General features: G+C 46.3%; 25 protein-coding genes and 1 riboswitch. Of the genes, 10 read left to right on the top strand and 15 right to left on the bottom strand.

Going from position 1 to position 25631, the window contains the following annotated elements; genetic code table 11:
- Position 1: 1 nt before the first annotated feature.
- From H70357_RS15405 to H70357_RS15390, 4 genes are all read right to left on the bottom strand, one after another.
- Positions 2 to 928, bottom strand: a complete 927-nt coding sequence (locus tag H70357_RS15405) for a hypothetical protein (RefSeq protein WP_038591082.1) — start codon at positions 926 to 928, stop codon at positions 2 to 4.
- Positions 929 to 980: 52 nt separating this feature from the next.
- Entirely contained in the window at positions 981 to 1175 is a 195-nt protein-coding gene (locus H70357_RS15400; protein WP_038591079.1) for a hypothetical protein, read from the bottom strand.
- Positions 1176 to 1359: 184 nt separating this feature from the next.
- Complete coding sequence (locus tag H70357_RS15395) at positions 1360 to 2004, bottom strand: hypothetical protein (RefSeq protein WP_231578433.1); 645 nt, start codon at positions 2002 to 2004, stop codon at positions 1360 to 1362.
- A 92-nt stretch (positions 2005 to 2096) separates the two neighbouring features.
- Complete coding sequence (locus H70357_RS15390; protein ID WP_038591076.1) at positions 2097 to 2831, bottom strand: LuxR C-terminal-related transcriptional regulator; 735 nt, start codon at positions 2829 to 2831, stop codon at positions 2097 to 2099.
- A 627-nt stretch (positions 2832 to 3458) separates the two neighbouring features.
- Here H70357_RS15390 and H70357_RS15385 point away from each other — a divergent pair.
- Positions 3459 to 3935 carry a GNAT family N-acetyltransferase gene (locus tag H70357_RS15385; protein WP_038591074.1) on the top strand — a complete coding sequence of 159 codons (477 nt, stop codon included), beginning with the start codon at positions 3459 to 3461 and terminating at the stop codon, positions 3933 to 3935.
- Positions 3936 to 3947: 12 nt separating this feature from the next.
- On the opposite strand, the gene H70357_RS34360 is transcribed toward H70357_RS15385, so the two are convergent.
- Positions 3948 to 6212: a M56 family metallopeptidase gene (locus tag H70357_RS34360; RefSeq protein ID WP_052092049.1), complete on the bottom strand. Its 2265-nt coding sequence runs from the start codon at positions 6210 to 6212 to the stop codon at positions 3948 to 3950.
- 5 nt (positions 6213 to 6217) lie between these two features.
- A complete protein-coding gene (locus H70357_RS15375) occupies positions 6218 to 6595 on the bottom strand; it encodes a BlaI/MecI/CopY family transcriptional regulator (protein WP_038591071.1) in 378 nt (125 codons plus the stop codon).
- 223 nt (positions 6596 to 6818) lie between these two features.
- Between H70357_RS15375 and H70357_RS15370 the strand changes: the two genes are divergently transcribed.
- The 3 genes from H70357_RS15370 (at position 6819) to H70357_RS15360 (ending at position 10648) form a co-directional block, all read left to right on the top strand.
- Positions 6819 to 7391: a PadR family transcriptional regulator gene (locus H70357_RS15370; protein WP_038591068.1), complete on the top strand. Its 573-nt coding sequence runs from the start codon at positions 6819 to 6821 to the stop codon at positions 7389 to 7391.
- Positions 7381 to 8361 (top strand): BtrH N-terminal domain-containing protein, encoded by a 981-nt coding sequence (locus H70357_RS15365; protein WP_038591066.1) that lies wholly within the window; start codon positions 7381 to 7383, stop codon positions 8359 to 8361. The genes H70357_RS15370 and H70357_RS15365 overlap by 11 nt, the downstream gene beginning before the upstream one ends.
- A gap of 223 nt (positions 8362 to 8584) precedes the next feature.
- Entirely contained in the window at positions 8585 to 10648 is a 2064-nt protein-coding gene (locus tag H70357_RS15360; protein ID WP_038591063.1) for a methyl-accepting chemotaxis protein, read from the top strand.
- Positions 10649 to 10770: 122 nt separating this feature from the next.
- Here the strand turns inward: H70357_RS15360 and H70357_RS15355 are convergent, their stop codons facing one another.
- The 3 genes from H70357_RS15355 to H70357_RS15345 form a co-directional block, all read right to left on the bottom strand.
- Positions 10771 to 12864 (bottom strand): FtsX-like permease family protein, encoded by a 2094-nt coding sequence (locus H70357_RS15355; protein WP_197073693.1) that lies wholly within the window; start codon positions 12862 to 12864, stop codon positions 10771 to 10773.
- A 186-nt stretch (positions 12865 to 13050) separates the two neighbouring features.
- Positions 13051 to 13749 carry an ABC transporter ATP-binding protein gene (locus H70357_RS15350; RefSeq protein WP_038591058.1) on the bottom strand — a complete coding sequence of 233 codons (699 nt, stop codon included), beginning with the start codon at positions 13747 to 13749 and terminating at the stop codon, positions 13051 to 13053.
- Complete coding sequence (locus tag H70357_RS15345; protein WP_052092048.1) at positions 13727 to 14338, bottom strand: TetR/AcrR family transcriptional regulator; 612 nt, start codon at positions 14336 to 14338, stop codon at positions 13727 to 13729. The genes H70357_RS15350 and H70357_RS15345 overlap by 23 nt, the downstream gene beginning before the upstream one ends.
- A gap of 686 nt (positions 14339 to 15024) precedes the next feature.
- Here H70357_RS15345 and H70357_RS15335 point away from each other — a divergent pair.
- Positions 15025 to 15537 carry a MepB family protein gene (locus H70357_RS15335; protein WP_038591053.1) on the top strand — a complete coding sequence of 171 codons (513 nt, stop codon included), beginning with the start codon at positions 15025 to 15027 and terminating at the stop codon, positions 15535 to 15537.
- Here H70357_RS15335 and H70357_RS15330 read toward each other — a convergent pair.
- Together H70357_RS15330 and H70357_RS15325 are read right to left on the bottom strand one after the other, a co-directional pair.
- The gene (locus H70357_RS15330) at positions 15523 to 16335 is read right to left on the bottom strand and encodes a hypothetical protein (RefSeq protein ID WP_038591050.1); all 813 of its coding nucleotides are present in this window, start codon (positions 16333 to 16335) and stop codon (positions 15523 to 15525) included. The two genes, H70357_RS15335 and H70357_RS15330, sit on opposite strands and share 15 nt — an antisense overlap.
- A 100-nt stretch (positions 16336 to 16435) precedes the next feature.
- Positions 16436 to 17062 carry a nitroreductase family protein gene (locus tag H70357_RS15325; protein ID WP_038591047.1) on the bottom strand — a complete coding sequence of 209 codons (627 nt, stop codon included), beginning with the start codon at positions 17060 to 17062 and terminating at the stop codon, positions 16436 to 16438.
- A 123-nt stretch (positions 17063 to 17185) separates the two neighbouring features.
- Here H70357_RS15325 and H70357_RS15320 point away from each other — a divergent pair, with 123 nt between their 5' ends.
- On the top strand, positions 17186 to 17548 hold the full coding sequence (locus H70357_RS15320) for a winged helix-turn-helix transcriptional regulator (RefSeq protein WP_038591044.1): 363 nt from the start codon (positions 17186 to 17188) through the stop codon (positions 17546 to 17548).
- Positions 17549 to 17645: 97 nt separating this feature from the next.
- Here H70357_RS15320 and H70357_RS15315 read toward each other — a convergent pair whose 3' ends face one another.
- Both H70357_RS15315 and H70357_RS15310 read right to left on the bottom strand, forming a co-directional pair.
- A complete protein-coding gene (locus tag H70357_RS15315; RefSeq protein ID WP_038591042.1) occupies positions 17646 to 18200 on the bottom strand; it encodes a CueP family metal-binding protein in 555 nt (184 codons plus the stop codon).
- Between the two features lie 160 nt (positions 18201 to 18360).
- The gene (locus tag H70357_RS15310; protein WP_052092047.1) at positions 18361 to 19317 is read right to left on the bottom strand and encodes an EamA family transporter; all 957 of its coding nucleotides are present in this window, start codon (positions 19315 to 19317) and stop codon (positions 18361 to 18363) included.
- 75 nt (positions 19318 to 19392) lie between these two features.
- Positions 19393 to 19503, bottom strand: a riboswitch (purine riboswitch).
- Positions 19504 to 19688: 185 nt separating this feature from the next.
- Here H70357_RS15310 and H70357_RS15305 point away from each other — a divergent pair.
- A complete protein-coding gene (locus H70357_RS15305; protein WP_038591039.1) occupies positions 19689 to 20066 on the top strand; it encodes a PilZ domain-containing protein in 378 nt (125 codons plus the stop codon).
- Positions 20067 to 20079: 13 nt separating this feature from the next.
- Here the strand turns inward: H70357_RS15305 and H70357_RS15300 are convergent, their stop codons facing one another.
- Positions 20080 to 21006: an AraC family transcriptional regulator gene (locus tag H70357_RS15300; protein WP_038591036.1), complete on the bottom strand. Its 927-nt coding sequence runs from the start codon at positions 21004 to 21006 to the stop codon at positions 20080 to 20082.
- Between the two features lie 143 nt (positions 21007 to 21149).
- On the opposite strand from H70357_RS15300, the gene H70357_RS15295 reads away from it, so the two are divergent.
- Positions 21150 to 21878, top strand: a complete 729-nt coding sequence (locus H70357_RS15295) for an SDR family oxidoreductase (RefSeq protein ID WP_038591033.1) — start codon at positions 21150 to 21152, stop codon at positions 21876 to 21878.
- Positions 21879 to 22068: 190 nt separating this feature from the next.
- Here H70357_RS15295 and H70357_RS15290 read toward each other — a convergent pair whose 3' ends face one another.
- Positions 22069 to 23022, bottom strand: a complete 954-nt coding sequence (locus tag H70357_RS15290; protein ID WP_331281765.1) for an NADP-dependent oxidoreductase — start codon at positions 23020 to 23022, stop codon at positions 22069 to 22071.
- Positions 23023 to 23251: 229 nt separating this feature from the next.
- Here H70357_RS15290 and H70357_RS15285 point away from each other — a divergent pair, with 229 nt between their 5' ends.
- Both H70357_RS15285 and H70357_RS15280 read left to right on the top strand, forming a co-directional pair.
- On the top strand, positions 23252 to 24172 hold the full coding sequence (locus H70357_RS15285) for a phosphotransferase (protein ID WP_038591029.1): 921 nt from the start codon (positions 23252 to 23254) through the stop codon (positions 24170 to 24172).
- Between the two features lie 19 nt (positions 24173 to 24191).
- Positions 24192 to 25244 (top strand): suppressor of fused domain protein, encoded by a 1053-nt coding sequence (locus H70357_RS15280; RefSeq protein ID WP_038591026.1) that lies wholly within the window; start codon positions 24192 to 24194, stop codon positions 25242 to 25244.
- The last annotated feature ends 387 nt before the right edge of the window (positions 25245 to 25631 follow it).

The raw sequence follows: 25631 nt of genomic DNA, 5'->3' as shown, positions 1-25631 counted from the left end.
ACTACAGCCTCACAATCCGCCGGTAATGCAGCTGATCGAGCCAATCCATCCATTCCTGTTCGTCTTCATGATGGTCATGGTAATATACAGCCGTTGTCAAATAACTGAAAAACTCGCCCGGACCGCCGCTGTGAATAACCATACCGTCACCTCCTTTGCCAATCGACCCGCTGTCTCCAGTCCTGGTCAGCTCCTTCTGATATGGATCTCCCAAAAAGTAAAGCCCGAAAGCGTTCGGCAGCTCAAAATGCATGGAATCGTTCAAACCGTCTCCCCATGGGAACAAGGTCCGGCAGCCAGTGCCATACAAATACTCCCACTCGTCTTCAGTCGGAATGTCAAACCCCCGCTTCAATGTGTAATCGGCCCAATCCTCGAAATCCTCACTTTCATTGAACAGATAGATGCGGATCTGTTCGCCATCACGATCCAGACGATAGGAAGGATAGTATTCGCGGTTTCCGTTAGAGTTGTTCTTGAACGTATCCAACCGCTCGAACAGCTCGGCGTGTTTCTCTGCATCCAGCTCCCGGGCAGTCACTTCTGTCCAGCCAACAGACTGGGTATTACGTTCTACCAACATCGGCTGGATGACAGCGTTTCTGACTGGAGTCATTATTCCGCGCAGCCTCTCCTCTACCTTCTCGGACGCCACCCCGATTAGCGCAAAACTTTCTTCCATAACCCTGGTAGCTGTACTGTCCGGCTCCCCGGACCATCCGTCCCAGCCCAAGGTTACCTCGTTGCCGGGAACAAATACAAATTCGACCCCTTCATAGGCGCACACTCCCGTTTCCAAACTCTGCCCATAACGTTCAAAGCGCTCCAGCCGACAGAACGAGAAGCCTTGCGGCAGCCGTTCCTGCAGCATTTGTTGTTTTTCAGGCCCGGATAACCGGCTCCACGCCGTATGATTCAATGTAACCATCTGATTGTCCCCTCTCATAATAAATGCTAATCTGCTCTCAGGAAAAACCAGTTTATATGCGTCGTCCAAATTTTTTCAAATATTCCTCCACGTCATTATAAATGCCTGATTGGTTGGAGTATTTCACATAATTCTTAGCTGTCCGCAGCCATTCCATAGTTGAAGGCCGGACTTCTTGCAGAACAGCCTCTACATCTGACATCCTGATAGGCCGTTCAACTCCTGTCTCCAGGATCTCTTCCAGCACCTGTTCAGCAGCTCTCTCGCCAATAAAGAGATGTCATTCCCTCCATTTCAAGCCGCTAATGACCCAAAAACACAGAGCAGCAATTCTCCGGTAACAGGAGAACCGCTGCTCTGCGTTTTATTACAGTTTGGAGTATGTAGAGGACTGTCTCCGCTCGTAGAAGATCTACTTATAGACCAGCCTGTTATTTAAACGAAACAGATTCCAAAATCTTATCCGTTTCAGCCTTCGACGCATCATCTACGTATGTAAGAATAAAGTTGAATGAATAGCCTTCAATTAATGTGCTGTAATATTCTTGTGTGACTACTCCCAAGTCTCCGTTATCAATGGTACCTTTCAACATGTCCATATCTTTGCCACCGACTTTTACCGTCGTGATTTCTGTAAATTCATACGGCAGCTGGCTTGCTTTCGCCTGCTTTATATAAGCTTCCAGATAGTCCTTACCGTCCTTAATACCTTGGAGCATGCTTAACTTCTCGGCAACAGAGACAATGGAAGGCCCTACTTCACCTGAGTCTAACGAAAATTTGGAAGCCATCAACAGGTTAAGTGTTTTGGTCTTTGCCAGATCAAGCTTTTTCTTCTTATCTGCATTATCACCGGCAACAATTTCCATGCCAGCTTCCATAGTCTCCATCATCTCGTCTGCGCTCTGGTAAACCCATTCTTTTGGAAAGTTAAGAGACACACCGAAGTAATCATTCTTATAAGTACCGCTTTCAGTCACACCTAAGCTAACTTCTTTATCTTTCCCCCCGCATGCCGTAACCATCATCAGCATTAACACCATTACCATTGATAATAATCCTACTTTTTTCTTCATAATACCCTCCTGATGTTTCTCTCTTTTGTAAACACCAGATAATATTAGCATGCGGTCCCATCATTTCCCACTATATAAAACTATAGGGAGTGCTAAAACAATGACATCCGAGTCGCGACAGAAACAGCTTCTGAGCTAGATCGAACATCCAACTTATCAAAAATAATTTTCTTATGATGATTCACTGTACTCTCTTTAATTTTTAATTCTGAGGCAATCGCTTTTCCTGTCAGTCCCTGAGAAATCAGTTCGAGTACGTTTAATTGACGTTCACTTAGTTGTGCTGAAAGCTGTTCAGCAGCCTGATTTACAAGCTGATCCTGGTAATTGATCAACATATCTGCCGGAATCAGCTTGGCAATCGCGATTAGTTCACTTTTCATATCCGCATTAATCGTGGAGACATCGAGATAACCAATAATTTCTTGATTAACAATTAAAGGAATCGAAAAACAATGCCAATCTTTAAAAAAAGGGTTCTCATGATCTTCAGGTGGTAAATACACGGGACAGCCTTGGGCAATGGCCTCTGATATTGCATTTACACCACAATGATCCTCTGCAAAAAGCATCCCTAAGTGAATAGGCGACCTGCTCACTGTTCTCTCCAAGTTAGGGCTGTAATCCATCGCGAGCAGAACTCCCTCTTCATCCGTAAGAAGAAATAAAAAGTTGCCGGAAAGATGTTCTTTAATATTGAATATACAGTCCTGGAAAACTTCAATTAAAAGTTGATTCGGAGCGCTTCTCCGGATAAATTGCTGCGTATTCGATAGCAAGCAGTCTTCTTTTCCAAGTCTGCCAGATGTATCGATGATATTAATCATTACTATATTTCTCCTTCCGTATATGCTCATCCAGATTGTGGATATTCCTTTAATACTTATCGGAATAACCGAAGGAGAACTTAAATTTTATGAATAACTCTCTTAAAATTTTAATCTTATATAGATTGAACTTAAGGTTTTAGAGTACAGGATCAGTCGCAACTACGGTGAATATTTGGACTTCCGGCCGCTGTTGTCTTCAAATTTCTTGATTTTAACCGCTATTAGCGGTAGAAATCCAAAGACTGCTTATGCTTTCGATGCTAGCTTTCCTTCGGAAAGCTTTCAGGCGGACGCTACCGCTCCTCCAGTTCCAAAATCCCCCTCCGTTCCTCCTTTCCTTATCTCAAGTTTTTAAGTTCAATCTATATAGAAGTATATTTTTGCGGAGAATGCAAAAAAGCCGCCAAGGTTCTGGCGGCGTAAAGTTATACGTTAACGAAATAATAAAACCGATACAATTATATGGGGGTAGCCAATACTGCCAATTAAGACGATATCTAAAAAAGCCATGGATATATATTAGTCTATAAAAAAATACAATATAAGTCTATTACTTTTTTTGTATAAATTGTATGTTATATAAGCGGCCGCGGCGCAAAACGAAGAATGAAGGGAGAGCACTACATGATTACGCTCAGAAAAATTACGCTGGAAAACCGGCGGTCCATCTTTAATCTGGAGGTTTCAGAAGACCAACGCCGTTATGTTGCGTCCAATCTGTCAAGTATGGCTTCATGTTATGTTCTGACCACCAATGGGGGACATCCGTTTCCGTTTGCTATTTATGCGGATGAACAGCCTGTCGGTTTTGTTATGCTGACTTATGGTATCACCGGGTACGATCTCCCGTCAGTCGCAGATGGTAACTATTGCATCCTGCGGCTAATGATTGACAAGCAATTCCAGAATCGGGGCTATGGTCGGGCAGCCATGACAAAGATATTGGAATTTATCCGCACCTTTCCAGCCGGGCCTGCAAATTACTGCTGGATCCCTTATGCAGGCGAAAATTCCGTCGCCCAAAAGCTTTATGAAAGTTTCGGCTTCCGTGACAACGGCGAAATCTGTAACAACGAGTTAGTAACCGTATTGCAAATCTGAATGGCTGCTTAACTATTTATACGGATCAGGAATTTCTTCCCACTGGCTGGTAAAGACATCGGCTTTAATTGTGAATTCCCTGCCCTCTTTCCTGACTTCACCGAACAAATATCCATCCCCGGTAAAGCCGGAAATCCAGTCCTTGCTCACCGGCTCGAAGCCTTCGGTATCCAGGATGGGCTGGAGCAGCTTATACAGCTCCTTCTGGTATTTGCTGCCGTCAGAGATCTCCCACAAATCTATCGCTTCCCTGTTTACAAGGCTTCTCAAGGGATTGCCGGAGATAGCGTCATAAACCGTTCCGGTAAACGGATTGATTTTATAGGTGTTACCTTGCCCTTCGCCGTTCGGCAGATCTGTGAAATCCACAGTGTATTGGTCGCCGTCTTTGCCAAAGGTCCAGCCGGTTGCCGGAAGCCTTTGTTCCATCATGGACTTGATCTCTTGTTCGCTGAGCGGCGGAGCAACGAACGAGCCATAGTACATCTGTACGCTGTCAAGGGTCAGGTCCTTGCCGTAAACGGCAACAACTTCGAGTGGAAATTCATTCATAGACGCAGCGCCGGCCAAGTGGGCCACGATACGGCCGTCTGTCAGCTCATATGAAACTATGGCGCCAAATCCGACCTTCTTTCCCCATGCTGCCTCCGTGTAATCATAAACTTTGCTCATATGCTTTCCATCCAGTTCAGCAGATACATAGGTATGGTTATCGCGATGTGTAATGGAGGATTTCAGCCTCTGATTCAACGCTTCGACCGGATCCTCGACCACAAGCTCTTCCAGGGTAACAGGCCGCAGAACATGAATGTCATTCATATAAAGTCCTGTGCCGGTGCCAGTCGTAATACGAATGAAGATTTCTTTAGTACCGTCCCTGTTCAGGTCGGCTTCATCAATGATCGGAGGCCGCGACTCGTCTTTACCTGCATTCCACAAGAACGTGCGGCTCACTTCACCCCGTACATTAACTGTGACTTCATGCAAAAGCGTATTCTCCCCTGTGGGCTTAGCGGTCACAGTGATCCCGTTTTTCTCTCCCAACAGGGTCCCTTTGACACCGGATGCAGGGGTATCTTTATCCTCTGAAGCTGCCGGGGAAGCAGCAGGAGCACTCTTCTCCGGAACCGGCGCAGAATTCAGCTTGGCCCCGGTCAGGGTACAGCCGCTTAAGAGCATAATTAAGGCCAGGCCCAACAGCGTGTTCTTTGCTGTGATTTTCTTATGCCTTGTGATCATGATTATCCTTCTTTCCATTTCCTTTTTACTGCTTGAAATGCCAGCTGCTCCGGCCAGACTGATCGGGCCAGGTAATGTTTCCAACAGTTCGAGAAGAGTCAGCGCGTAACTTCTGTGGTATTCCGGTTCAAGATGTGTCAAGACCAGTGCATCACACGCAACCTCCTGATCCGCTTTCATTTGGCGTACGGCATACCACAGCAGCGGGTTGAACCAATGCAGGGCCAGCAGCAAGCTTGTCAGCAAATTCAGTGGAATGTCACGGCGTTTCACATGCGCCAGTTCATGGAGAAATACATGGCGGAGCCCGCTTGCCTCCAGAGTATGCAGCGTGGATGCCGGCAGCAGCAACTTGGGTCGCATAACGCCGAGCAGCGCCGGGACGGCAAGCTGCCTCGTCTCGATCAGCTTCACCGGACGACGCACCTGCAATTCGCGCAGACAGGTTTCGAATAACAGCCGGATGTCCGGAGAAATAACCTCCGGTTCCCGCCGAACCCTCGCCGTGAAGCGCATTTGCGCCCGAACCGACAGGCCCAGTACCACTGCTGCTCCACCAAGCCAGACCAGTCCCAGCAAATATATCGGCGTCCAGCCTGCATCTGCAACCAGAGCACTACCTGTCCCCGGCTGTATAACATTAACCGGCGAGGTCGGATTATCCGGTATTAGACCCGGTGTCGTCGCTAGCGGTGAAAGTCCGGCACCTGCTGTTCCAGCGTCAGGCGCGGAGCCGGATTCTCCACCGGTCAACCCGGCTTCAAGCTTAATGCCGACCATTGGCTGCGTTGACGGAATGGAGGCAGTCTGCGCCGGTTCTTTCTCCAGCGGCAACAGATTAAAAATGCTGAACGCGCTTTCCGGTGTCCAAGGTATGGCCAACCTCACTACCAGCGGTATCCATAGTAGATACGTCCAGGCCGGTTTTAAACGATCCTTAAACAGAAACCGGGCAGCCAGGATCAGCAGAGCCAGTACGCTCGCCATCACGGACAGCGACATTACCTTGACGAACAGATTGTATGTTGCTTCCAGCAAGCAGCTCAGTCCTTTCGTTCATCCAAAATTCTCTTCAATTCATCAATATCTTCCCGGGACAACTTCTCATCCTGCAAAAAGTTGACCAACATCGGGCGCAGAGTTCCGCCGTAGATCCGTTTCAGAAACGATTGGGTCTCCGATTGAACGCATTCTTCTTCCCGTACAAGCGGGTAGTATGAATACACCCTTCCTGTCTGGTTGTAGCCGATGGCCCGCTTCTCGGTCAGACGCTTAATCAGTGTCCGTACCGTCTTCGGGTTCCAGTCCCGGCTGTCTTCCAGCGCTTCAATAATCTCACCTGCGGTGCGCGGGGCCTCTGCCCACAGTACCTTCATTACTTCCCACTCGGCATCCGAGATTTTTGGAGTTTCCGTAGACATATTCTTTCCACCCTTCTTTCTGTTTCATGACTACACTTGTAATCCAATTCCAATAATATACAATTATATCTCATCTATGTCAACCTGAAGCAGTTCTTATCTGCGAAGGTTTCATGCATGTTCAGAGTTTTCTGGCGGAACTGGCCCGTTCCTCACATTAACCACCTTGACGTTATATTCCACTAGTGTTATATTACACTCATGTAATATAAGGAGGAAGAAAATGTATAGTCTCTCCAACGTAGAATTCATCTTATTGCAAATTATTGCGGAATCCAAACAAGCGTCAGGTTACCAGATTAATAAGCTGATCGAGCAGCGGGGTTACCGGGAATGGGCGAACATAGGCACTACTTCTATTTACAACGGTTTGCAGAAATTGAAAGACAAAGGCCTGATCCGATCCGAACAATCCGGCCACAAATCTGGCAAAGGTCCTCTCCCGTCCACTTTTGTCATGCTGGAAGACGGTATGCACACTTTGAGAAATGAAGTCATCATTAGCCTAACTACCTCACGGGAACGGGATAACCGTTTCGATCTTGGGCTGGCGGCTCTCCCTTTTATCGGGATAAATGAAGCTGTAGAAGCATTGCAGACACGGCAAAATTTTCTGGAGGAGTCATTGAGGAACATCGCGCAGAAATATGAATCGCAAGGCGGCTGCCGTTTGCCGTTGCACGTCAGGGCTCTTTTTCTTCACCCGATGAGTCTCATCGAGAACGAAAAGATCTTTGTCGCCAATCTGATCAACGAACTAATAGGGGAATTGGAGGGTCAAGTTCATGAGGATTGAAAACTTTGCTCCTTATCAGGGAGAACACTGCGAGACCACAGCCATGGGTAATCTTCTTCAACATGCAGGTGTTCAATTATCGGAGCCGATGTTATTCGGAATTGGACAAGGATTGGGATTTATTTATTGGGATTCGAAGGGAATGGACTTTCCTTTTATTGGAGGCAGAGCGAAGCCAGATGAACTGTCTGCATGCCTGGCATCCCGGCTCCAGTTGAACATGAAGGTGAAGGAAACTTCCTCTGTCACAAAAGCATGGCAGAACGTGCAAAGCTGCATAGAGCAAGGTGTTCCCGTAGGCCTTAAATTAGATTCATATTATTTAGATTACTTTACGAATAAAATACACTTTGCCGCCCACTATGCCGTGATCTACGGTATGGATGACGAATACGCCTACATGTCAGACACAGGCCAACAAGGCGGGCTTGTAACCACGCGGTTATCCAGTTTGGCCATGGCAAGGAACGCAAAGGGATCCATGAGTTCCAGAAACCGTTCCTTTACGCTTGAACTGACAGGTGACCTTCCACCGCTTCTGCCTGCAATACGATCCTCAATTCTTAATAATGCGCACGACTATTTGAATCCGCCGATCCGCAATATGGGCAATAAAGGCATTGAAAAAATGAGCAATGAAATTCTGAAATGGCCTGCTCGCAGTAAGGACTTGGAGAACGATCTATGTTTGACTGCTATGTTAATGGAAAAGGCCGGAACCGGCGGTGCCTTATTTCGCAACCTATACAGAGATTTTCTCAAAGAATGCGCAGAATTGCTCAGTAATTCAAAAATAGAAAAGGCTTATCTGCTGTTTACGGAAATCGCCCGCTTGTGGAACAGTGTATCCGCGTCAATTGACAATGCTGGAAGAACCGGAAATCAGCAGGAGATAAAACGGGGATCCGAGCTTTTAAGCGATATTGCCCAGAGAGAACGCTCCGCCATGGAGCTTTTATTGACAATATAAACTCATGGTTGGACTACAGTCTGCCCACCTCCTTCCACCAGTCTGGAAAAATATCCAGAATAAGGACTGCAGATATCGCACTTAGCATAGTTTTTATCCCAAATCCTTATTTTTTAAATTAAATTTCGTTCATTTAGATGAAAGCTATATTAAAAAAGTCACAATCTTCCGACATATTCTTATGAGACTTTTAGCTCAGAAAAGAATCGGGGGAGATGGTAATATGTTGCAGCAAATAAAGAAATGGCGATTCGGCTCACCAAGCATAGCAAATACTTTGTCCATTGTACTTTTAGTTATTATTGTTGTCGTCTTCTCGATCTTGGGAACATATATGTTTTCCAGCACTCGAAGCATACTTGTGAAACAACAAGAATCCATGCTGCAGACCAAGACACACGCACTCGTAAGTCAATTCGATGCTTTATTTAAGGAAAAGGGTTCACTTGTTAAACAAATGTCAACAAATGATATTTTTAAACAATACATTGAAACCACTGAATCTCCGGAAATGGCTAAAACTTCTCCGTCTGCTGATGAAGTAGTGAAAACTCTGGCTGCCATTGTAAAAGCAGAGCCCTCTTTTGCAGATGCTTGGATTGCAAGTATTGACGGCAAAGGCTTTTACCTCTTAAACGACGGTAAGGCATCTGATGCATCTTTTAATATCAAAGAACGGCCGTATTACAAACCGGCAGTCGCAGCAGACGGGCTGTACTATTCCGATCCTTATATTGACATCACTTCGGGTGATATGCTGATGGGTATCTTTTATCCGATTAAGGATGACAACAATGCGTTAATCGGTTTTGCGGCGGTTGATATAGCCTCTAAAGACATCCCTGCCATTATGGAAAGCTATAAGCTCGGCAGCACCGGTTATTCCATTCTCGCCTCCAAAACAGGTGATATTCTGTATCACCCTGATCAGACTAAGGTATCCAAGGAAAAGATTAATGAGTTCCCTGGAGATCTTGGAGCGATCGGCAAGAAAATGATAGCTGGCGAATCCGGAGTACAACTGATTGATGACAACGGAGAAAGCCGTTACATCGGCTATGCTATCAGTAAAGATACCGGATGGTCCGTAGGTTTGACCATTACAGAGCGTGAAGTGCTCTCAGAATTAAAAAAGTTCACTTGGGTTACGATTGGCGGATTTACTGCAGCTGCGATCCTGCTCGTTCTATTTTCTTATATCACGCTCCGTTACCTGCTCAGATCAATCCCCATACTGCTCACCAAAATCAAGCGGGTGGAAAACGGGGATTTGACAGTTCAGTTTGATACCCATTCCAACAACGAAATTGGACAAATTTCAAACGGAATCTTCAACATGGTCCAGAAAATTCAAGGTATGCTCCAGATGGTTGGCACCTCCGCTGAGGTATTGAACCAGTCTTCCAAGGATCTGCAATCCATTTCCTCCAGAACGGCTATAACCATGAACGATACAGCGACGGCCATTACTGAGATTGCCAATGCAACCAATTATCAGTCGATCGAAACGGATACGATATTGCAAAAAACCGGATCACTATCGGGCCAAATTGACGAAATCGCCAGTGATGCCATAGCCATAGAGACGATGGTGCAAGCTTCTGCTGACCAAAGCGAGCTGGGGTTGGGTGTATTGGATCAGTTATCCAAGTGGGCAGATGAGAATCACAACTCCACTCAGTCGATATCGTCTGCTATTCATGATATTGATCTAAGCCGCCATGAAATTTCAAGCATCGTGGATACAGTACATCAAATAGCCACACAAACCAATCTGCTGGCGCTCAATGCTTCCATTGAAGCCGCTCGGGCGGGAGAACAGGGCCGCGGGTTTGCCGTTGTTGCCGGGGAGGTTCGCAAGCTGGCGGAGCAGACCGCACAGGCCACACAGGAGATTGGCAGAAAGGTACATGAAATCGAGGAAAAAACTGTTGCATCCGTTAAATACACAGCACAAGGTCTTGAAATTGCTGAAGAAAACGCAAAATCTGTGGAGGCTACGAAGCAGGTATTCTTTAGCATTAACAAGGATTTGGAGGCCTTGAAATTACGCATGATTCAGATCAGCAGCAACACTTCCAAAGTCCATAAACATAAAGATGAAATTCTCCAGGCACTGGAAATCATCTCTTCCACTACAGAAGAGAATTCCGCTTCGACGGAAGAGGTTAGTGCAAGCACGCAGGAACAACTGGACAGCATTGAACAAGTCGCTGAGCTATCCCAGCAACTCAGTCATTTGTCCAAAAAGCTTCAGGATGAGTTGAACCAGTTTCAGGTCGAATAGTGCTCAAGTTATCCCCTGTTAACTCGATAACAGAATCATGCTAAGCAGGCAGCGCGCACCGATATTCCATCGGCGCGCGCTGTTTGTGTTTATTTATCTCTTTGATCCGCAGCACCAAAATTTCAACATGTATTCGTATCAATACTGTTGTTGTCTCTATTTCCTCTGCGCAGCTTACCCTTGAATATCGGCATAACCAGCATATATTGCAGCATAATAAGCACCAACGGAAGAATCAGCATCCATATATTCAGGTTAAACGGCATATAATCACCAGTCTGAAGAGATAGAATCCGCAAAATCCGTTCTGTAATAAACACCGCAAACGGAAGAGTAATAACATAGAGCAATACCAGCAGCGGTCTGTACACGTCAATCAGCAAACGGCTGATTTCGGCTGATTTGTAACCGAGCAGCCGGAGTATTTTCATATCCCGGGTACTGTCCTGAAAATTAAGCAGGAGAATCAGGTATATCAGTAAAACGCCAATTACAATACCAATCATTTGATTAATGACAGCACTTGAACGACTTGAGACAGCGCTGCTTTCCAGCGCTGCTTTTTTATCCTCAGCAGTTACCACTTTAACGTTGGCGGAAGAATTCATTTCATTACTTAACTCGCCCGAATGCAGTGAACGCTCCACCTTCATCCAACCAGCGAGGTTATCTTTGGAAGTATATATCGTATCCGTATCCCCGTTTTGACTGATCGACTGAACGACAAGCTCCACATTTTGCCGATCCAGTATAAGGTTGAGAGTATCCCCCTTCTTGATGCCATATAACCAACTGAATGAGCGGCTGACAATGACTCCTTTCAGGTTATCCATCCTGAGGCCGTTATTATTGGCATCGAGCAGCGTGAACAGCGTCCCCCCGCTATCGAGTCCCAGCATTTGCGCTGAGATGATACTGCCTTTCTCTTGCTTTAGTTGCACTTGTTGCTGGAGATAATACATCCGGGAGGATCTGGCATTCGCATCATCATTCTGAAATTCCGGATAGGTAATGTCATAGGTATAATCAATGCCAGCCATTTGGGCATTCATGGCTGTACCGCTGGATTGATATAAGGAATAACTTAGCAAGAACAACAAGGTAGTCAGCAGAATCGCACAAGCACTAAGGATTAAGGCATTCCATTTTCGCAGTGCAACACGGAACGGCAACCGCCACTTCTCCGGCAATAGATTAACTACCCGGTTGGCAGCCCGCAAGACACCCTTGACCGGCCGCGGCTGCGCTGAAATGTTTAACAAAGCATGGGTTTCTTGCTTCAAAAACGGAACCGCTGCATAACACGTTATAAGAACTGCTCCCCCGGCTGGAAATAAGATGCCTTTAACGGCTGACCCGAAATGAATCCCCCGTTCAAAAAACGGGAAGGAATAAGTGCTTTCCAGCATGCCCATGAGCACGTTGGATCCAAGATACCCTAACCCCATCCCCAAGAGGCAACCTATGCCTGCAATTCCGAAGGTGAACCTTATCAGGACAAAAGTTATTTGCCTCCCGGTAAAGCCAAGTGCTTTTAAACAGCCCAAATCTTGCTTGTGCAGCGACATGAATCGTTTAAAAAACATATAAAAGATGAACAAAGATATTAAACCGAGCACAATCAAAAAAGACTGCGCCAGTCCATTATTTGATTCCAGTGCCTTTTGCAGTTCTGTATCGCTGTCTATCTCAGAAGCCGATGCTAAATAAGAAAAAGCTGGTTCTGCCAGCAGGCTTTTCTTTGATAGGTGATCAACGCCCTCTCGCAAGGCTCCGGCATAATATTGACTCTCCTGCCCCTCTAGTCTGTCATAGACTTCCGGTAAGACAAGAACGAACGTAGCATCGGAATAATTCTGCTGAACCTCACCAAAGGGTATAAACGATAAGTAATCCGGCAAATACATTGAACCAGTAATCGTAAAGCTTATTTCTCCGATTCTCCATGAATCGCCAACTTGCAGGTTATTCTGTTGCAGAAATTGCGGCAAGACCGCAATTTCATCTGCTTGCTCCGGCAGCCTGCCCTTCACGATATAGGGCATATTCAGCCGCTGAGGTTCGCTAAGCAGAAAATAGGTCTTGTTCTCACTCTTCATTTTCTTAATGCTGCGTTCTTCGGTAATCAGTTGATTCTCGAACCCCTTCAATACCTTGTTCTTGTCTGCTGTGCCGGTGAACTGGAATCTGACATCTTCCTGGTTTTGATTTCTCAAGTAGTACTCCATCTTCGTTACATTCCGGTCAACTGAAAATTGCACGAAAAAATACATAAAAGAGGTTAACAAAACAATCAACAGCAGCACTGCTCCATAAGCACGGTTTTGCTTCAACAGGCTAACTATTTGTTTTTTTAAATAGTGCAATCCAATTCCGCCCCATTCCCCTTCAGTCTACATGCGCTATACCCAGCTCATTTGTTCCACAGGAATAGGATTCTTCTGGTGAATATCCTTAATCATCGATCCGTCCTTAATCGTAATCACACGATCTGCGGTTCTCGCGATTTCGTAATTGTGGGTGATGAAAAGTACAGTTACACCATATTTAACACAAATCTGATGCAGCAAAGAAATAACCTTCCTGCTGTTTGTTTCATCCAGAGCCCCGGTTGCCTCATCGCAAAATAGCATACGCGGCTTCTTGATCAAAGCTCTGGCAATAGCTACCCGCTGTTGCTGTCCTCCCGACAGTTCGCCTGGATATTGGTCCAAAACACCAGAGATATCCAGCATCTCCGCCAATTCTTGCACGGAATACGCTCCACCCGATGCAGGAGCACCAATTCTGATGTTCTCTTCTGCCGTGAGATGGGAGAGCAGTAAATATTGCTGGAAAATCTGACCGATATCTTGTCTGCGAAAATCAGCAAGCTTATGTTCGCTGAATTGTGTAATGTCTTTGTCTCCGAAGAATACACTTCCGCTGCTCGGCTTTTGTAATCCGGACATGATGTTGAGCAAGGTGGATTTGCCTGACCCGCTTGGCCCAATGATAACCGTAAAGCTTCCTTCCTTTATTTCCAGTGAAACCTCTTTGAGAATGAGTTCATTGTTCCTGTACTGCTTCGTTACCTCGTTAACTGTAAGGATTGTTTTCATAAGGGGGATGGCCTCCGAACAGATTATTTTGAAACCACTTGAACTGCTCCTCCAGAAATTCATCTGTAAGATCAACGGATAAACCCAGCACCCTCAGGCCCTCTAAAAATATCAGCAGCTGATTGGCAACTGTATCCGGGGAAGCTACCTCCGTCTCTTTCCGTTCATTGCCGTACTGGATCAGCCTGCTGAGAAAAGCCGCTGATTGTATGTACTGCTGCTGCAAGAACTCCCTGTCTGAATTGCTTTTGTGTGAGAGAAAAAACTCATAGGCTGCAGTCATCATGCTGTTAGTAATCTGGCGTAGCTCCGCTCTTTGCCCGGACAAAAACAGCTCCATGATTTCACGATAGGGCTTGCCTGCACCCATCATAGATTCAAAGATTTCCTCTGTATGTATGGCATTTGCACGCAACAGTTCGCGGAAGATATCATCTGTAGAGCTGTAATAACGGTACAAACCACCGCGGCTAATCTGGCACTCCTCTACAATATCGCTCATCGTCACAGCATGAAATCCTTTACGAACGAATAACTCTAGTGCTTTACTCAGAATCAATTGTCTCTTTTCCACTGATTTTTTGGCCATCCTCATTCCTCCACTCGCTAAAAGAACTTCCGCTCAAAATGTGACACTATTGTCGTTTTTTTAATTTTATGACACTACTGTCGCTTTTGTCAATGTACATTTGTCTGTCCACGACTGGATGAGCGCTGCATTGTGTTGAACATCACAGTATAATCAATCCGTCCATCCTCCTGGCCAAAAACTGTGCTACAATCACTTATACTAGGCATTTGAACATCCGCATTAAATTACAAGAGGTGCGTAAAATGGGACAAGGCTACAAACTAACCTGTGATCACTGTACATACACTGAAGATATTTATATAGGAATCGGTTTCTATTATTTTAGCTTGGAGTCCATTGCCTCATTTGTAAAAGACCTTGCGCTCAAACAACAGATTGAACATTTTCAAAAAGATCCTGCCACGACCTTCGACGCTTATGATGCTTTATATGTCTGTCCATCCTGTAATGACGTCCGAAATGAATTATTTATGAACATGCGCTCGGACACATCTCAGTTTGAAACGATCTATACTTGTAAAAGATGCAAGGATACCATGAGGCTTACACCCTTGGAACACTTAGTGCCTGTTCATTTGAGTTGCCCGGAGTGTGAACATGGACAGTTGGAATCCACATTTTTTATGGACTGGGATTAGTATTTGTGGGGGATTCTGTGAAGCATTAAAATGAGGAGTTGTACAATGAATAGATTTTATGAGGCACTATCCTATGTAAAAGAAATTTTGTATGAACCTAATCAATTAACGATAGCATCCGTCCGGGAAGAACCCCAAAATTCAGATTATGGGGCTGGTGTATTCCAGCTGAATTCTAAATCGGTCAGATTCAGAGTTGCCAAAATAACACCAACCAAAACAGGACAATTTGTCGCCATATGGGAAAAAGATGATCATCATAAAAACCAAGCCTTTTCATATGAAAAGGCCACAGACTTATTGGTTATTAATACTTTTGATGCACCTAATAATCGCTTTGGACAATTCGTTTTTCCAAAAGATGTTCTTGTGAAACATAATATACTTACAACAACTAAGGCAAATGGAAAAATGGCCATTAGAGTCTACCCTAGTTGGGATACCCCTACCAGCAAACAAGCTATAGCAACACAAAGCTGGCAATTGCCCTATTTTGCTATTGTAAATAACGAAGATTGCTTACAGACACAGAAATTAATAGGATTATACTCCAACTGATCCAATGTGCCGCTTAAATGCCTGATCCGCAGCCTGCGCGAAAGAATCGGGGGTGATCGCTTGCCCCCGCATCTCCACATTTTGCAGCGTCCCGCAGAAAAATGCGTGACTTATAGGCAGTTCATCCTTCACCTTGTAGTGACAGCCATCCCTCACCAAAAGCCCGTCCGCTGCCAACTGCTCTACGTCAAAATAAAATCTGCCCCCTGGTGTATACTCGCAGTGGCTATCCATACAGACGAAGCCCTTTTGCTTTGAACTCACAACAATTTCCGGCGTAACTCCGCTGCCCAGCATTACAAACTCCTGAAAATCAGCGGGATCTCCAAGGGTCAGGCCAATCGGAGCCGTTTCCCTCACAACGTTAGCCGCCTGCACCTTCTGCCAGGATTTCAAGACCCCTTCCCGGCAGATCGCCGGGTAAGCGCCTGGTGTTGTGCTGTGGACCAGAACCTTAGGTTCATAAGGACGCAGGAATCTGTCAAATGGGCTATGACCTGTATACACAGCCTTTGCTTCCTCGTAATCCTTAGGCAATGCGGTAATAATCACCTTCCGCCGGTACAGATGATGATAAGCAATATAGTCCATGGCCCGAAATTGCCATCCATTGCAGTGCTTGCTCAGCTTGAAGCCGAAGATCTCTGTTTTGCCCGTGAACATTTCGTATTCGGCGCATTCATCAATAGACAGCTCTACCCAGCTTTCATCGTACAATCCATCTTCCGAATATGGATTCCTCTTAGTTACTCTGTCGGCAAAATACAAACTCCCCATTTTAGCCTCACTGCCTTTCATTACAATTCCTTAATGACTTCCTTTCCATCGCTTTTAGCGGGAGCTCTCACCATAATCATAATTGATTTTAGAGTATCTGCAACTATCCATTCGGTCTGAGTTAAGTCAGTATATTTCTATAAATTACTTTAGATACCTCATGTCTCACCGTCCGATGCCCTGCTTTAATCCCTTTACCGATAGCAATAAGCATTACATCCAGATATCTTTCAGAAATATTCAAAGTTGCCTTTAGCTGCCTGGAATCATAACCTGACATTGTAATCGTGTCCAGTCCGGCTTCATTCGCCAGCAACACAAATGACATAGCCGCAAGACTTACATCTCTGGTTAATTCCATCCGGAGGTCCTCTTCTGATTTACTGGCATAATATCCGATGGCCGCATTTGCCAGGTAGTCTCTTAAAGATTCATCGAAATAACCAGCTTGAAACCCTTCCTCGTGAATCTGAATAATGTTATCGTCCTGGAACGCTTTATAATCACCAAGCATCACCAATACAGCGGATGCGTCTGCCACTTGTTGTTGATTGTATGCGATAGGCAATAGTGACTTTTGGATTTGAGGATCATCAATGATCAGGTACCGCACAGCCTGTACATTATTTCCATTGGGTGATTTGCTTGCACTTTCAATGAATGAAGCCAGCAGTTCCGGGCTGATTTTATAATCCGGATCATAATGCCGGACTGAATTCCGGTGTTCTAAAATATTTTTCACACTCATGTTATCCACTCCCACCTTTATTTATCTTGCTTTTCAAATTATAGTAGTAAAGATTACACAGGAAAATAACGCACAAAATTGTGGTTTACCCACTTTTAAGTGCCTATTGGGGAGGAACGGGATTTGGTCCAATATAATTCAGGGATAAATATATTTATGAATATTGTGGGCGGAAAGTGGAAGTGTTTAATTCTTTTCTTTTTGAGCCGAAATCCGGTTAGAACCAAGGAGTTTTATGAGTACATTCCGGGGATCACACAAAAAGTATTAACCGATCAATTGCGTCAGCTGGAAAAAGACGGACTTGTAAAAAGAGAGATTTTTCAGGAGGTTCCACCAAAAGTAGAATATAGTCTAACGGAGTTGGGCCAATCTTTTGTGCCCGTGTTAAATACAATGTGTGACTGGGGCCATGAATATGCAGTGTTGAAGGAAATAGAGCGAGACGGACAATTTTACTGCACACACCAAAATAATCCTCAATAGCAGGACATAAGGTGGTGTAACGGTGGGGGCCTTCCAGTTGTGCCGGATAGTCCCCCCGATCATTACTAGAGCTAAACAGCTTCCTTCTCAAGGGGGCTTACAAGCTCTGTTTGTCTTTTAATTGCATGGTTGCAATACAGGTGTCGTCGTTCTCAAAAGTAGAGATGGCGGATTCCGCGGTTTTCCCGTCATGCTCTACTGTTATATGGTATGTTTTGTCCCGCGGCAGCCACAGATCAATAAATCCATTGTCTTGTGATTTCATTGTGGTTTTGTCCATTACGGAGTTCCCCTCTGAATCCTCAATCGCTACACTGAACTCTTCATCCGTCATTTCGCCCTGACAGCCAGTCAGGCTATGGATTGCGCAAGGGTGTGTTTTATCTATGTAAGGCGCAATGGACAGAAAAAACTCATCCTCAGGCAGATTGTAGGTGATTTCTTTTGAATCGTCACCAGTCACGATAAGCTGCCCGGAAGTGATGGAAGCCGATTGGGCCGTTGTGTTGCCTGTACTGAAATCATGTACCATTTGTTTAATATTTGGTGCTATGTCATGTTCAGGTTTTTGTTTTTCGGTGTTTCCCGCAAATAGGTATGCCCCCAGCGCGATAGCAACTACTCCAGCAGCCGCCAGCGTTTTTTTGTTCATCTTGAATTCATCTCCTTGTCCGTTTATTTTATTGTAACCGAGATCGTACAATTGTGCGCGTGGCACAGATGATATTCGCAAAAGAGTAACAATATCAAAGAAGGCCGGTTGTCCAACTCATCCTGAGTGGATATCGGCCTTTGACAAAGGAACAATAAGATTATGACGTTATTACGCGTGTATTTTTCCAGCGCAGCTTATACAGTTCAGGAAGCACAACTCCGATCAGCACTATAATAACGCCAGTCCACTGCAGCCAGCTTACATGCTCATGCAGTACAAATGAGGACAGCAGAACTGCAACCGGCAGCTCCGCGGCACCAAGAATCCCTGCCATTCCGCCTCCAATATGGGGAACACCAATTGCAAACAGCACAGGCGGTATAAAAGCGCCGAACAATCCCAGCAGGAAACCATACAGTAGCAATTGTCCCCACAGCAAACCGTTGAAGATGAAGGTTGGCGGGAATAAAATGCATAATAATACAAATCCGCCGGTAATCATCCAGGCACTCCGGTAGGCCGGGTGTGCGGCAGGAACGGCTTTGCCGCTGAATATAATGAACATCGAATAGCTTACCGCAGACAGCAGGCCTAAAGTGAGCCCCAAGATATTGAAATGGGCGGCACCTTGATCCAAAATCCCCGCGGCCAGCAATGTTCCTCCGAACAGCAGCAGCAAAGTCAGCAGTGTAATTTTATCGGGACGCTGGCGTTTGCTTACAGCTTGAATCAGTACGCTGATCCATGTGAACTGGAACAACAGGATGATCGCCAGCGATGCCGGAATATAACGGAGCGACTGATAATACAGCAGACCAGTCAACACCGTCGGAGCTCCGGCGAGCATGAGCAGCAGTCTATGCTTCCAGGTCAGTGCTGTTGACACACGCTGCGTTGCTGCGGCTGGAATGCCACGGCTCTTTTGTTTGCGGTTTTCTTTGACTTTTGTATAGATAGCCAGCAGCCAAGCGAGTATGCAGCCGGTCAATAACTGTGTACCGACCACTTCCCCGAGCTGATATCCTTTTCCGTAAGCCAGCACAACAATTGTTGATAGGATACCATAGCTCATGGCCCCCACTAAGACGGATATGAGGTATTTCAAATCTTTCATGTTTATTAATCCTCCTGAATCTTCTGAATCGGCCGCTGCACACAAAAAATCCTAACTCCGGGGACAAGGATCATAACATTTGATCCTTGTCATCGTAGTTAGGAAGAATAGGCTTCCTGTAGAAACCCTCGCCCTGTATATAGCAAATGGCTGCGAGGTTATACGAGAACAGTATGTAGTTTTCTGTGTTTCGACTGTTCATATGTTACACGGCAAGTGAGCAGACGTCAACACTAATTTCTTTAAATTTGTGGTTTTGTCTTAGGAACCCCTATCTAGCAATGGAACTGAAGTGTTACTCTTCATCACAGGACGTTTCCTGACGATGATAGATATATGCTGATATTGCCAGGAAAATTATGGAGGTACCGATGAAGATCAATCACAGAAAAGAACCTTTCCGATACACCTTTAAAGAGCCGGTCTCCTTCAACTTGTTTATTGTAAGCATAAATGGAGTACCCGCTCCCGCCAAACCCGTACAGGCACTCATGTATGACATCAGCCGTTCAGGTTGTGGTCTTAAGATGCCGCTTGCCCTTAGAGTAGACAGCAATCAAATCCGGGTCAGCTTAAATCTCGTGCTGTATGAAGAACCATTGCAGTTGGAGGGCACGCTGCGCTGGGGCCGTGAGGAAGCAGATAATCATTATTACGGCGTTCAGCTGGACATCCCCGAACATGAACGCGACCGGCTTCCGCGTGAACTCCGGCTGCTGGCCGGGCAAAGCAAAATCATTGTCAAATAGAGGGATTGCGGCGTCAGCTTCTTGACAACCTATGCCGCAACTGATTGACATCCCTGATGGGCGGCTGCCCGAAGAGGCGGGCATATTCCCGGCTGAATTGCGACGGGCTTTCGTATCCCACCTGAAATGCTGCCTCTGCGGCTTCTGTGGTCTCTGACAACAGGAGTCGCCGGGCTTCCTGCAGCCGGACCTGCTTCAGATACTGCAGGGGACTCATCGCAGTAACTTCTTTAAAATAATAGTGGAGCGAAGATACACTCATGTTGACCATTTTGGCCAAATCATGTACTTGAAGCCGCTGCCTGTAGTCACGGTTAATCCGGTCTATAACGGCTGCAATACGCTGGGCATGGCTGCCGCTGACAACAAAAGACTTGATAGACGCTCCCTGTTCCCCCTGCATGACCCGATACAAAATCTCCCGGATCATCAATGGTGCCAGACCTTCAATGTCCTCTGGGTTATCCAGCAACCGGATCAGCCGAATGACGGCGTCCAGCAGAGAGGAGCTGACGGAACCCACCGCCAGCCCCCGGCTGGAATGGTTCCCGGTTTCCCCGCCAGAACGCGGCATCTGCAGCATATCGACAATCTGATCCGGTTGAAAATTTAACTGCAGGCCCAGGTACGGCCGAATTGCCGTCGCCTCCAGGATTTGACCTTTGATAGGGAGATGTACGGATGCCAGCAAATACGACCTCGGGTCATAACGGTAGCCCTCCTTGGCCAGCATTACCAATTTGCTTCCCTGGGCAATCATACAAAGAGCCGGCTCATAGATCGCGAACTGCGGTTCCTGCTCGCAGGAAGCGCGGAATAAATGCAGCGAAGGTATTGCGCTCAGATGCTTTCCATCGGTTCTTGTATGCCGTTCAATCAAGGAAGCCAGTTCCTTCTGCCTTTCTAAGGACAGCTCTTCTTCCGGTTGTGTCTGGTTCATCTTTGCCCCCTCCTCTCTCTTTACTGTAATCCAGCTTGGAGAATTAGGCAATAATCCGCGACAAACGCTATACCTCCAGCACTCTGCTTCCCCGCATAATGATAAGCAGAGTCACCAGTAACCCTATGAGGAGTGTAGCGGAAATGAACAAGAATATCTCAGGAAAAACCGTAGTTATTACAGGTGCAAGCAGTGGTATAGGTGAAGCTACCGCCCGCTTGCTAGCCCGAAGCGGTGCCCATGTTGTTATGGCAGCGCGGCGGACCGAACGGCTGGAAGCAATCGCTGCCGAACTGGAAGCAGAAGGCTGCACCGTGTACTTCCGTCAGGCGGATGTCACCAAGCTGGTGGATATGCAGGCTGTAGTTGACTTCACCTGCCGGCAATTCGGACGGCTTGACGTGGTCGTGAACAATGCAGGCGTCATGCCTCTTTCTCTTCTGGAGAGTCTCAAGCTGGAGGAGTGGAACCAGATGATTGACGTGAACATACGCGGTGTACTCCATGGAATTGCCGCCGCCCTGCCTATTATGAAGGAGCAAGGCAACGGCCAGTTCATCAACATCGCCTCGATCGGCGCTTATGAGGTTTCGCCCACGGCGGCCGTATATTGCGCCACCAAATTTGCGGTCCGGGCCATCACGGAAGGACTGCGTCTGGAAAACGTGAGCGGAATCCGGGCAACGTTAATTTCGCCGGGAGTTACTGAATCCGAGCTGGCCAACAGCATTTCGGAGGAGTATGCGAAAGAGCTGATGAAGGAATACCGGAAGCAGGCACTTCCGGCCGAGGCTATCGCACGGACAATCCTTTTTGCCATCGAACAACCGGCCGATACCGCTATTAATGAACTTGTTGTCCGTCCCTCCTAATCTATCTGCGGCTGATCAGCAGCCTATTGCTGCACTGCCTTTACACATAACGAAGCAAGAGCCGGCGACAGACGCGGGCTCTTGCTTCGTTATTTAGACTGCCTCCGGCTTGTACTACGTACTTTCGGAGGTTCACAGCCCGCGGTTGCCATAGCTGAACGCACCGCTAGGCAATACCGCAGCCTTCCCCCTACTGCTCGGCACGAAGGACAATTTTACCAGCTGCATGATGCGTTTCACTTTTTTCATGCGCCTGCCTGATTCCTTCTTCGTTCAGCCAGAAGGTACTGTCAATTACCACCCGCAGTTTGCCTTGATCGGCAAGCTCTGCAAGCTTCTCCAGCTGACTGCCGCTGGGCTCCATCATGAATTGAACGCCGGTGACTTGGTATTTCTCCTGCAGCTGCTCATCAGGTTTCTCAACAAGAGAGACCAGCCTGCCGCCGGGTTTTAAGATCTCAAAGCTTTTACGCTGGATATCCCCGCCCATCGTGTCCAGCACGAGGTCATAGTCTGAGAGGACCTTCGAAAAATCTTCTTCTTTATAATCAATAAAACGATCGGCACCGAGCGATTCCAGCAGTTCCTTGTTCCTGGAACTGGCTGTTGAGGCCACTTCTGCTCCGAAATGTTTGGCCAACTGGATGGCAAACGTGCCGACCCCGCCCGAACCGGCGTGAATTAGAACCTTATCGCCTTCTTTAATCTTTCCGTGGTCAACGAGCGCCTGCCACGCTGTCATCGCTGCCAGCGGCACGGCTGCAGCTTCTTCAAAGTTGAATGCTTTGGGCATCTTACTCACCATATCCGCATCTACCGCGATATACTCGGCATAAGTGCCGAAATCACGCGGACGTGCAAAGACACGTTCATCCGCCTTAAACCGGCTCACATTCTCGCCTACCTCAACGACCACACCGGCGGCATCTCCGCCTAACACTAATGGAAAATCACCAGTGGCAGAGCCCATAGCACCTTGCCGAATTTTAAAATCCACCGGATTTACAGATGTTGCCCTCAGCCGAATCAATACCTGATTGGGTTCAATCACCGGCTTGGGAATTTCTTTGCCCACCAATACTTCAGGTCCGCCAAATTGTTCAATCACAACTGCCTTCATGCTTCGGATCACGCCTCTCTTCAAGAGAATATCTTCCTGAACCAAATCCAGGTTCCTTATTGATTACCCTCCAGACCTGATTCTGCCACAATTTGTTGTATATCCGTATAATGTATCAAAGTGTAGTTTTGGAGAAATAGGCAATAATCCGCTAACAGTGAAATATTCCTTTGGAAAATAGATACAAAATGTGTATCCTAATGAGTATAGTCTTCTATGCCAACTAAAATCTGAAGGTTCGGAGGAGAATTTATTGTTATTTGAACATACTTTGAACGGGTGGGATTCCTGGAGCAGCGTTTTCCAATCGAGGGAGGCCTTTTTCCCTTTAGCCAATGCGATCTTCCGTAAAGAAGGTTTACCTTTGGCAGAATCCTTAGAGAATCTTCCTCCAGGCACCAACGCAGTCTTCCAAGCCAATGAGCTAATCATTAAAATCTACGCCCCCATACAAACTAATATGGATACGCAACAAGACTACGCTACTGAACTGGCAGTAATGGAATTTGCTATGAATCATAATATTTCCACCCCCAAGATCATTGGGCACGGTGAGTTTATGGACAAGTATTTGTTTCGTTATCTTATTATGGATTATGTACCTGCCGCATCTTCCATTCAGGAACTTTTATTAGCTTCTTCATCCGAGAAGAAAGATTTTGCAGATCACATCAAACAGATCTCTGTAAAACTCCATCAGCCGGCGCAAAACTTGCTGCCCCGTATTGACCTCAGAAATCAAGACAACCGAATGAACCGCATGGATGGGTTGAATCCGAATCTCATCAAAGAGCTGGCAAGATGCGCTGAGAACTTGGATTATGATGAAGTGGTTTTGGTACACGGTGATATCACGAGGGATAATCTGATCATTGGTACTGATCGCTCCGTTACGCTAATCGACTTTGCAGACTGCATCATGGCTCCAGCCTATTACGAGCTGCCTGCAATCATATTTGAATTGTTCTTATGCGATCAAGAGCTGGTGGCGGAATATATCGGTGAGGAAGACCGGGAATTGTTCCTGGATGCACTAATTAAAGGCCTTTCTATTCATCTTTTCTGTGGTTTCATCTTGAAGGATTATTTCGAAAGAATTGACATCCCAAGAGATAGTGTAGCAAGCATAGACGAATTAAGGCTGTTGTTGCAAAAACAGTTGTTTCCACATTAAGCAAGGAGGTTTGCAGAAAATGAGTGAAGTAGAAAACGCCTCGGGATGGGACGCTATAGACGCGGCTTTACAGAACATCTATGGAGACCAAGAGCCCAAACACTATGGAACTATAATTCCGTATATGCTGGGAGGCCCTGATCCTCTGAATGGCATCAGTGTGTATGAAGTGAAAGAGCCTGTAGCCCATTGGCATTTTGTTACCTACGGCTTCTCAGAGCTTTACGATAAAGAGAGCAGTGATCCTGAATACAGCGGTTATGGTTTTGAATTGACCTTCCGGCTGTCCAAACCAGACAACGAAGATGAGCCCCCGGCCTGGGCATTGAATCTCCTTCAGAATATGGGGAGATATGTGTTTGGCAGCGGCAATATCTTCCGGTCCGGTGATTACATGGACGCGAATGGACCTATTTGTCAGGGAGCAGATACGCTTCTGACTGCCCTCTCCTTCATTGCCGATCCTCAGCTACCGGAGATCGAGACCCCTAACGGGCGGGTGGAGTTTCTGCAAATGATCGGTATTACGCAAGAAGAGCTGCTGGCTATGCAGGTCTGGAATACGCTTGGCGTTCTTTCGGCAATCTCTGAGCATATACCGCTCTACACAACTAATCTGCTGAGAGTTTCGCTGCTGAGCCTCCCTGCGGTTTCTGAAGCCGTTCGGATTGGCAGTGAGGCGGAGGGTTCAAATACCGGAATTCTCTATGTTGATCAGTTGTCCTGGAATCCTTCACCTGCCGGGGGCATCTCCAAGACATTGACCATCGGCGCAAAGCAGGCTGAGGTTGTTGGTAAATTGCTGCGGGGAAGAATCTTGAAAAAGCGTAACTTGACCTTATCCGGCCCGGAGACCCGGATCGTCTTCGAGCCGGGTGAGGCCAGAGAAGTACAGGAACAGGAGGATTCAGTCACAATTAAGCTTGATCCTGCTGCGGCGACAGCAATTGCCCAGCTGCTTACCCCGTTAGCCGGAACTTTCGCGGTTCCAGCTTGGCCGGAACTCATTGTGAGTATCGTACCTACCCATATCAAAGACAGTGAAGGAAATATCGTCGAAAGTATCGGATAAGCCCTTTAAAGAGTTGAAGCGCTAAGAGGCTTTAATGCTGTTTTGAGAAAGGCTTCAATTTCAGGAGTAAGCTTCTTTTTCTCTCAAACAGCCTTCAATAGAATTACACTTGGCCCTTTGGCTCTACGGCATAGGTGGATCGCAGTGCATAATCACTACACTTTTACCCGCATTCCCCCCGCTGTAATCGTCTTCTCCCTGCCGGATCACACGTATATTTATTCTGCGGCCGGCGCAGAATAAAAGCTATCCATTGCATAAATATAACACCTTTTGTTAGTTTCATAGAAATTATTGATAGGCCATCAAAAAAGAATTGATTGGCAAAAGGATGTCAGGTTTTAGTAAAATTCTTTTAAATTCTTAGTAAATGATGGGTTTAACCAT

It is taken from the genome of Paenibacillus sp. FSL H7-0357 (assembly GCF_000758525.1).
In the GTDB taxonomy this organism is placed as follows: Bacteria; Bacillota; Bacilli; order Paenibacillales; family Paenibacillaceae; genus Paenibacillus_AQ.
The sequence above is the reverse complement of the archived record's forward strand: the minus strand, read 5'-3'. Positions and strand labels throughout refer to the sequence as shown.

What these genes read in the sequence shown, in the direction of transcription:
- H70357_RS15360 (WP_038591063.1), top strand. Translation starts at nt 8,585, where the DNA reads ATGTTGCAGCAAATAAAGAAATGGCGATTCGGCTCACCAAGCATAGCA.
- H70357_RS15305 (WP_038591039.1), top strand. Translation starts at nt 19,689, where the DNA reads ATGAAGATCAATCACAGAAAAGAACCTTTCCGATACACCTTTAAAGAG.
- H70357_RS15325 (WP_038591047.1), bottom strand. Translation starts at nt 17,062, where the DNA reads ATGAGTGTGAAAAATATTTTAGAACACCGGAATTCAGTCCGGCATTAT.
- H70357_RS15375 (WP_038591071.1), bottom strand. Translation starts at nt 6,595, where the DNA reads ATGTCTACGGAAACTCCAAAAATCTCGGATGCCGAGTGGGAAGTAATG.
- H70357_RS15405 (WP_038591082.1), bottom strand. Translation starts at nt 928, where the DNA reads ATGGTTACATTGAATCATACGGCGTGGAGCCGGTTATCCGGGCCTGAA.
- H70357_RS15315 (WP_038591042.1), bottom strand. Translation starts at nt 18,200, where the DNA reads ATGAACAAAAAAACGCTGGCGGCTGCTGGAGTAGTTGCTATCGCGCTG.
- H70357_RS15335 (WP_038591053.1), top strand. Translation starts at nt 15,025, where the DNA reads ATGAATAGATTTTATGAGGCACTATCCTATGTAAAAGAAATTTTGTAT.
- H70357_RS15310 (WP_052092047.1), bottom strand. Translation starts at nt 19,317, where the DNA reads ATGAAAGATTTGAAATACCTCATATCCGTCTTAGTGGGGGCCATGAGC.
- H70357_RS15365 (WP_038591066.1), top strand. Translation starts at nt 7,381, where the DNA reads ATGAGGATTGAAAACTTTGCTCCTTATCAGGGAGAACACTGCGAGACC.
- H70357_RS15350 (WP_038591058.1), bottom strand. Translation starts at nt 13,749, where the DNA reads ATGAAAACAATCCTTACAGTTAACGAGGTAACGAAGCAGTACAGGAAC.
- H70357_RS15390 (WP_038591076.1), bottom strand. Translation starts at nt 2,831, where the DNA reads ATGATTAATATCATCGATACATCTGGCAGACTTGGAAAAGAAGACTGC.
- H70357_RS15395 (WP_231578433.1), bottom strand. Translation starts at nt 2,004, where the DNA reads ATGAAGAAAAAAGTAGGATTATTATCAATGGTAATGGTGTTAATGCTG.
- H70357_RS15330 (WP_038591050.1), bottom strand. Translation starts at nt 16,335, where the DNA reads ATGAAAGGCAGTGAGGCTAAAATGGGGAGTTTGTATTTTGCCGACAGA.
- H70357_RS15345 (WP_052092048.1), bottom strand. Translation starts at nt 14,338, where the DNA reads ATGGCCAAAAAATCAGTGGAAAAGAGACAATTGATTCTGAGTAAAGCA.
- H70357_RS15385 (WP_038591074.1), top strand. Translation starts at nt 3,459, where the DNA reads ATGATTACGCTCAGAAAAATTACGCTGGAAAACCGGCGGTCCATCTTT.
- H70357_RS15300 (WP_038591036.1), bottom strand. Translation starts at nt 21,006, where the DNA reads ATGAACCAGACACAACCGGAAGAAGAGCTGTCCTTAGAAAGGCAGAAG.
- H70357_RS15370 (WP_038591068.1), top strand. Translation starts at nt 6,819, where the DNA reads ATGTATAGTCTCTCCAACGTAGAATTCATCTTATTGCAAATTATTGCG.
- H70357_RS15295 (WP_038591033.1), top strand. Translation starts at nt 21,150, where the DNA reads ATGAACAAGAATATCTCAGGAAAAACCGTAGTTATTACAGGTGCAAGC.
- H70357_RS15280 (WP_038591026.1), top strand. Translation starts at nt 24,192, where the DNA reads ATGAGTGAAGTAGAAAACGCCTCGGGATGGGACGCTATAGACGCGGCT.